Source organism: Edaphosphingomonas haloaromaticamans (assembly GCF_001853345.1).
Lineage (GTDB): Bacteria > Pseudomonadota > Alphaproteobacteria > Sphingomonadales > Sphingomonadaceae > Sphingomonas_E > Sphingomonas_E fennica.
Genome location: NZ_MIPT01000001.1, coordinates 2,953,064 through 2,953,657, shown reverse-complemented (window position 1 = coordinate 2,953,657; position 594 = coordinate 2,953,064). Strand labels below are relative to the sequence as shown.

At 66.7% G+C, this 594-nt stretch carries 1 pseudogene; it reads left to right on the top strand.

Annotation, left to right across the window (positions count from 1 at the left end):
- A pseudogene (locus BHE75_RS25000) lies at positions 1-492 on the top strand (leucyl aminopeptidase); the annotation flags it as partial.
- Between the last annotated feature and the right edge of the window lie 102 nt (positions 493-594).

Below are 594 nucleotides of genomic sequence, written 5' to 3'. Positions count from 1 at the left end.
AAGCTGGGTATGGGCGCGCTGCTGGGCGTGGCGCAGGGCTCCGTCCGCCAGCCGCGCCTGCTGGTGATGAAGTGGGACGGCACCGGCGGCACCCGTGAACCGGTGGCCTTCGTCGGCAAGGGCGTGACCTTCGACACCGGCGGCATTTCGATCAAGCCGGCCGGCGGCATGGAGGATATGAAGTGGGACATGGGCGGCGCCGGCGCCGTCGCCGGCGTGATGAAGGCGCTGGCCGGGCGCAAGGCCAAGGCCCATGTCATCGGCGTCTGCGGGCTGGTTGAAAACATGCCGGACGGCAATGCCCAGCGCCCCGGCGATGTCGTCACCAGCATGTCCGGCCAGACGATCGAGGTCATCAACACCGATGCCGAGGGGCGTCTGGTGCTCTGCGACGCGATCACCTGGGTGCAGAAGACGCACAAGGTGAAGACGGTGATCGATCTCGCCACGCTGACCGGCGCCTGTCTCTTATACACATCTAGATGTGTATAAGAGACAGGTCCGCATCCATCGCCGCGCGCACCAACAGCGCCAGCCGCGCCACGGCCTGCCCGTCCATCACCGGCGGAAGTTCGATATGCCTCATGCCCCTCC